Below are 6,000 nucleotides of genomic sequence, written 5' to 3' on the forward strand. Positions count from 1 at the left end.
CCGACCGTCCGTATCCTGACCGTGTGGCGCCGACCGTCCTGCGCCCGGAGGGAGCGCCGGTGCTGACCGTGGTTCGCTCGGATGCCATGCGGCCGGCACTCCACCCGGGGGACGTGCTCCTCGCGAGCCGCGTGCGCGGGGCCGCCCGGCCGCGTAGGGGCGAGATCCTCGTCTATCGCGTCCCCGATCAGGCCGGCACCCGTATACGCCGGGTGATCGGCCTGCCCGGCGATCGGGTGCGGATCGACGACGGTGGCGCGACCTGGGTGAACGACCACCAGCTGTTCGAGCCCTACGCCCGTCGATCGGCGGGGTTCCACGGGTCGTTCGGCGTGCCGGACGACCGCTACTTCGCGTTGAGCGACCTCCGCGAGCGGCTCCACGAACCGCGCGCGTGGCGGGAGTCGTTCGTGCCGACCGGCGACGTCGTCGGGGTGGCGCGCATGCGCGTGTTCCCTTGGCCGATCGCGGCGACGGGCGTGCTCGCGCGCTGAGCGCGACGTACCGTGGTCGGGTGGAGGTCGTCCTCGCGGCAGGCGCCGTGATCACCGACGACGAGGGCCGCGTGCTGCTCGTCCGGCGGCGCCACGCCCCGCAGCGCGGGCGGTGGTCGGTCCCGGGCGGGCGCGTCGAAGCGGGGGAGACGCTCCTGCAGGCGGCGGCGCGCGAGGCGCTCGAGGAGACGGGCGTCCGGGTCGCGATCGGCCGCGAGCTGTGGGCCGTGCACGTCCCGGCAGGCGACGGACGCGTGTACGAGGTCCACGACTTCGCCGCGCGGCCCGTGGGCGGTGCGCTCGCGCCCGGCGATGATGCGACCGACGCCCGCTGGGTGGGGCCGGGTGCGCTCTCCCGGCTGCGCACGACCACCCACCTGGTCTCGCACCTGCGCGGCGCCGGCATCGCCCCGTCCCTGCCACGCGTCGACGAGCACTCGGTCGTCATCGGTGCGGATGCCGCGGACGTGCACGCCGCGCTGGAGGAGGGCCTGAGGTTCGCCGGCGGCGCGCGGATCGCCCGAGCGCTCGGCTGCGACGACATCGAGGCGTCGGGCCCGCGCCCGCTCGCCGTGGGATCGACCGTGCCGGGATTCCGGGTCGTCGCGGCGGACCCGCCCACACGCCTGGAGTTGGCCGGGCGCCACCGGTACGCCGAGTACGAACTGGAGTTCCGCATCGAGCGCGTCGACCGCGAGCGCACCCGCCTGCGCGCGGTGACCCGGGCCGTCTTCCCTGGGCCGCACGGGGCCGTGTACCGCGGCCTCCTCCTCGGCGCGGGCCTGCACGCGCGGGCGACGCGCGGCATCCTCGCGCGCGTCCGGCGCGCCGCTGAGGCGGTCCGCTCGAACGATCATGGCCCCGGATGAGGCGGTCGGCGCCCGCCCTCCGGCATGATCTGACCATGGGATTCACGCGCGCGGAACTCGAGTCCTTCCGCGACCGCAGCGTCGACGACCTCATGCCCGAGCACCCGAAGCTCGTGTTCGTCGGCATCAACCCGGGACTGTGGACGGCGGCGACCGGCACGCACTTCGCCCACCCCGGCAACCGGTTCCACCCCGCGCTCGCCGCGGCCGGCGTCATCCCGCGGGTGCCGCGGTTCGCCGACGGGCTCACCGACGACGACCGGCGCATGTTCCTCGACGCGGGGATCGGCATCTCGAACCTGGTGCACCGTGCCACGGCCCGCGCCGACGAGCTCGGTCGCGAGGAGCTTCGCGAGGGGGCGGCGAGGCTCGAGCGCGACGTGCGGCGGTGGAATCCCCGCGTCGTCGCGATCGTCGGGCTGACCGCCTACCGGCAGGGGTTCGGCCGGCCCGGGGCGACGGCCGGCCGTCAGGACGAGCGCCTCGGCGGCGCCGAGCTCTGGGTCGTGCCGAACCCGAGCGGGCTCAACGCGCACGCGACCGTCGGCGACCTCGCACGCGCCTACGCCGAGCCGGCGCGCGCGGCGGGGATCGAGCTGCGCGCGAACGGAGCGTGACGCGGCCCCACGGCGGATCGACCCGGCCGCCTGACGAATCAGTCGACCGGGTCGAGCCGCCGATCAGCCGCGCATGCCGAGTCGGGTCACCGGGTTGTACGGGGCGAACACCTTGCCGGTCCGAAGTCCCATGACCGCCCAGGCATTGCGGTACTCGCCGTCCGACGGGCCGAGCTCGGGGCCGTACTCCAGGGGTGCTCCGGTCCTCTCGTCGATCCCGTCCACGGCGATTCCGTTGGCGGCGGCATGGGCCTCGAAGTCGCCACCCGGCGTGAAGCCGCCGGCGGTGACGGCGACGCCGTCACCCACCACGCCTTCGGTGAACAGCACCGAGATGGGAATCCGGTTCTCGGCGTCGTCGTACGCGCCGTCTCCGACCGTGAGGCCGGGCCAGAACCAGATGACCGCGTCCGGGCCGATCCACCCGTCGTGGTCCTCGATCGTCGGAGTCGCATCGAACACCGTGGCCAGCGTGTCGGCGAAGGCCGCCGGGTCGTCGAAGTACGACAACTGCGCGACGATGGCGCCCGCATCGTCGACGAGGTCGAGCCCCTCGGGCCGCACGGCGATCGTCGACACGGTGGTGAGCGGATCGACGGCGGGCGGAGGTGCCGTCTCGACCGGGAACGTCCGCGTCGGCGGCTCTGTCGTCGGAGGAGCCGTCACCGGCGCGCTCGTCGCGGCGACCGCCTCCGTTTCGTCGCCGTCGCCGCCGACGGCGCCGGCGATCGCTGCTCCGGCGGTGCCGAGTCCGAGCAGCAGTCCCACGGCGAGGATTCCGCCGAGGATGCGGTCGGTGAGCCGGTTCCGCTCGGGCTTCGGCTCCGCCGCGGCCCGTTCGAGGACGTTCCGCTTCATGTGGACGAGCATGCGCGTGAGCTCGTCGCCGGTGGGGGGTTCAGTTCTCATCGACGGTCACCGCCTTCCTCAGTCGTGCCCGGCTCCGGGACACGCGTTGCTTCACCGCGCCGACGCTGAGGCCCAAGGCCTTCGCCGCGTCCGCGTACGGCATTCCCTCGACGAGGCACATCTCGCACACCCGCCGATCGGTCGGCTCGAGCCGGGCGATCTCGTCGAGCACCCAGCGCAGCTCCTCGCGCGCGGTCTCGGCGTCGTTCCGTCCGCCACCGAGTCCCGCGAGGTCGGTCGTGTGCTCGTCCGGCAGGACGTCGGTCCTGGCTCGCGCCCGACGGCGATTCAGGTTGAGCGCGAGGAACCGGCAGGTCACCAGCAGCCACGGCAGCAGGGACGAGTCGGCGATGGTGATCTCGCCGGCCTTCCGCCATGCCGTGACGAAGGTGTCCTGGACGACCTCCTCGACGTCCATGCGGCTCGTCGCGATCGCCCACGCGTACCGCGTCACCGCAGTGGCATGGCGGTCGAACAGGACCGCCAGCGCACCTTGGTCACCGCCCGCCAGCCTCCCGAGGAGATCGGCGTCGGTGCTCTCGTTCTCTTCCACGTGCACCCCCTCAACCTAGAGATGTCCGCCGGGGCCGCGAAGGTCACAGGCCTTCCGGCCGGTCTCATCGGCGCCCCGGTCGGGCCCCTGGGCGACCGTCCGATCGGGCCGTGCGGTCGGCGGCGCGCGCGCAAGCCCCTGCACGCGGCATCCGCACGTCGGGCACGATGGTGGCATGCCAACACCACCGCCGACGGTCTCGGTCGTGATCCCCGTGAAGGACGACGCCGAAGTCCTCCGTCGGTGCCTCGCCGCGCTCGCCGCGCAGACCGTCGCCCCCGACGAGATCGTGGTCGTCGACAACGGGTCGACCGACGACTCGGCCGACGTGGCCCGCGCTGCCGGGGCGCGCGTGGTCGCCGAGCCCGAGCCGGGGATCCCCGCGGCATCCGCCCGCGGCTTCGACGAGGCCCGCAGTGAGGTGGTCGCGCGACTCGACGCCGACTCGCTGCCGCCCGTCGACTGGATCGAGCGGATCACCACCGCGTTCTCCGCCGATCCCGAGCTGGCCGCGGTGACCGGACCGGCCACCTTCATCGACGGGCCGGAGCGGTGGCGACGCCCGCTCGCGTTCGCCTACCTCGGCAGCTACTACGTCACCGTCGCCCCCGCGCTCGGCCACGTGCCGCTCTTCGGCTCCAACCTCGCCGCCCGCCGCTCCGCGTGGCTCGAGGTGCGCGATCGGGTGCACCGGCACGATCCGCTCATGCACGACGACATGGACCTCTCGGTCCACCTTGGCCCGCGCCGCCGCATCCGCTACGACCACGCGCTCATGATGGGCGTGTCGATGCGGGCACTGCGCGGCGATCGGATGCTGCGGCTGCGCCGGGGCATGCACTCGATCGTGTCCCACTGGCCGGACGAGTTCCCGTGGTACCGGTGGTACCGCCGCGCAATGCGGCCGCGATCCCGCCAGGCGGTCTCTGCGCGCCCCTGAGCACGTCGGGCCGGCGGCGTACCATGGATGCCACGCCGGCCGGGGCGCTCTGGAGGGAGCACCACTGGTCACCTGGCATCCGATCCTCGCCGCCGACGAACCCGAACCGGGCCGCTGGCGCCTCGTCGACTCGATGGGTCGGGAGTACGGTCGCGTGACGATCGTCCGCGTCGACGGCGAGGTCAGCTACCGCGCCGAGTTCGAGGGCGGACTCCTCGGCTGGGCCACGACGTTGCGCGGCGCGTGCGAGCGGGTGCATCACGCGTTCGTGCGCTCGCACGGGCCGGGGGAGTGGCAGGGATACCCGGACTTCTCACCTGCCCGGCGGTCATGGCCTGACGGGTCGGACGTGAGGAAACGTCGAGAGCGTTGACGACTTTCACAGGAAACGGGCACGACTTGTGGAGGAAAGGTGTGCAGACTGGCGACTTCGCCCCGGCGACCCCCCTTTTCTTGCACCGAGACGACAGGATCCTCGGCTGCGCGCCGACAGCACGCGCAGCCGACATGTGAAATCTATGCGTAACCAGACTTCCCCCAGCACCCCCACGTCCCCCAGCCCCGACCAGTCGGAGAGCGCGCGCACGCGCGTGCGGCGCATCCGCCGGAACCGTCGAGCCCTGCTCGGCTCCGGCGCGGTCATCGCCGTCGGCGCGCTCGTCGGTTCGGGCTTCGCCCTCCAGTCGGCCGTGGCCGACGAGAACGCCCGCATCGCCGACACGGCGGCGCTCGCCGAGGCGCACAGCCGCGGCATCGAGCAGCTCGATGCCCACGGCGGCATCCTCCAGGCGCAGGCGGTGAAGCAGGCCGAGGACACCCTCACCGTCGCCGGCGACACCATCGCCGCGGCGAAGGGCAAGGCCGATGCGGCCGAGCTGGCCTCGACGGTCGCCAGCCTCGAGGACTACACGTACCTCGCCCCCGAGCGCGTGTTCGAGCTCGCCGCGGTCGCGACCACGCACGCCGACCAGGTGAAGGCCGAGATCGCCGCGTTCGACAAGGCCGCTGCCGAGAAGGCGGCCGCCGAGAAGGCCGCTGCCGAGAAGGCCGCTGCGGAGAAGGCCGCCGCCGAAGCCGCAGCCGAGTCCGCCGGCCCCAGCACCCCGTCGTACCCCTCGGGTCCGGCGAACCCGAGCGGTGCCCAGGCGATCGCCCGCGACCTGATGGCCTCGATGTACGGGTGGGGCGACGACCAGTTCGGCTGCCTCGTCGACCTCTGGAACAAGGAGTCGGGCTGGAACGTCTACGCCACGAACCCGTCCAGCGGCGCGTACGGCATCCCGCAGGCCCTCCCGGGCGACAAGATGGCGACGGCCGGCGCCGACTGGCAGACCAACGCCGCGACCCAGATCAAGTGGGGCCTCGGCTACATCTCCGGTCGGTACGGCACCCCGTGCGGCGCCTGGTCGCACTCGGTCTCCGTCGGCTGGTACTGAGCTCCGCTCCCCGTACCCCCGGGCGCTCACGCGTGGCGGGGGGCAACCCGAGTGACGACCGCCACCCGTGTGTTCTGTGGTCCCCCCCCCCCCTCGAGCAATTACGAAAAACCCCCCCCCCCCCCCACCACCCCCCCCCCCCCCCCCCCCCCCCCCCCCCCCCCCCCCCCCCCCCCCCCCCC

General features: G+C 73.5%; 7 protein-coding genes. 5 read left to right on the forward strand and 2 right to left on the reverse strand.

The features are described from left to right. Positions 1–23: 23 nt before the first annotated feature. From lepB to ACUY4T_RS14230, 3 genes are read left to right on the forward strand one after another with little or no spacing between them, the layout of a single operon-like run. Positions 24–494: a signal peptidase I gene (gene lepB, locus ACUY4T_RS14220; protein WP_446019622.1), complete on the forward strand. Its 471-nt coding sequence runs from the start codon at positions 24–26 to the stop codon at positions 492–494. A gap of 20 nt (positions 495–514) precedes the next feature. After that, a complete protein-coding gene (locus tag ACUY4T_RS14225; RefSeq protein WP_446019623.1) occupies positions 515–1,363 on the forward strand; it encodes an NUDIX hydrolase in 849 nt (282 codons plus the stop codon). A gap of 35 nt (positions 1,364–1,398) precedes the next feature. After that, complete coding sequence (locus ACUY4T_RS14230; protein ID WP_446019624.1) at positions 1,399–1,980, forward strand: mismatch-specific DNA-glycosylase; 582 nt, start codon at positions 1,399–1,401, stop codon at positions 1,978–1,980. Positions 1,981–2,043: 63 nt separating this feature from the next. Here ACUY4T_RS14230 and ACUY4T_RS14235 read toward each other — a convergent pair whose 3' ends face one another. Both ACUY4T_RS14235 and ACUY4T_RS14240 read right to left on the reverse strand, forming a co-directional pair. After that, positions 2,044–2,889, reverse strand: coding sequence for a hypothetical protein (locus ACUY4T_RS14235; RefSeq protein WP_446019625.1), 846 nt, complete (start codon positions 2,887–2,889; stop codon positions 2,044–2,046). After that, positions 2,879–3,442 (reverse strand): RNA polymerase sigma factor, encoded by a 564-nt coding sequence (locus tag ACUY4T_RS14240; RefSeq protein ID WP_446019626.1) that lies wholly within the window; start codon positions 3,440–3,442, stop codon positions 2,879–2,881. Before ACUY4T_RS14240 ends, ACUY4T_RS14235 begins: the two co-directional genes overlap by 11 nt. Positions 3,443–3,617: 175 nt before the next feature. Between ACUY4T_RS14240 and ACUY4T_RS14245 the strand changes: the two genes are divergently transcribed. Together ACUY4T_RS14245 and ACUY4T_RS14250 are read left to right on the forward strand one after the other, a co-directional pair. Further along, on the forward strand, positions 3,618–4,382 hold the full coding sequence (locus ACUY4T_RS14245; RefSeq protein WP_446019627.1) for a glycosyltransferase family A protein: 765 nt from the start codon (positions 3,618–3,620) through the stop codon (positions 4,380–4,382). A gap of 518 nt (positions 4,383–4,900) precedes the next feature. Continuing rightward, positions 4,901–5,818: an aggregation-promoting factor C-terminal-like domain-containing protein gene (locus ACUY4T_RS14250; protein WP_446019628.1), complete on the forward strand. Its 918-nt coding sequence runs from the start codon at positions 4,901–4,903 to the stop codon at positions 5,816–5,818. The last annotated feature ends 182 nt before the right edge of the window (positions 5,819–6,000 follow it).

The organism is Agromyces arachidis (assembly GCF_052805135.1).

Excerpts from the sequence above, each read along its gene's own strand:
- ACUY4T_RS14230 (WP_446019624.1), top strand. The coding sequence starts at position 1,399 with ATGGGATTCACGCGCGCGGAACTCGAGTCCTTCCGCGACCGCAGCGTC.
- ACUY4T_RS14235 (WP_446019625.1), bottom strand. The coding sequence starts at position 2,889 with ATGAGAACTGAACCCCCCACCGGCGACGAGCTCACGCGCATGCTCGTC.
- ACUY4T_RS14245 (WP_446019627.1), top strand. The coding sequence starts at position 3,618 with ATGCCAACACCACCGCCGACGGTCTCGGTCGTGATCCCCGTGAAGGAC.
- ACUY4T_RS14250 (WP_446019628.1), top strand. The coding sequence starts at position 4,901 with ATGCGTAACCAGACTTCCCCCAGCACCCCCACGTCCCCCAGCCCCGAC.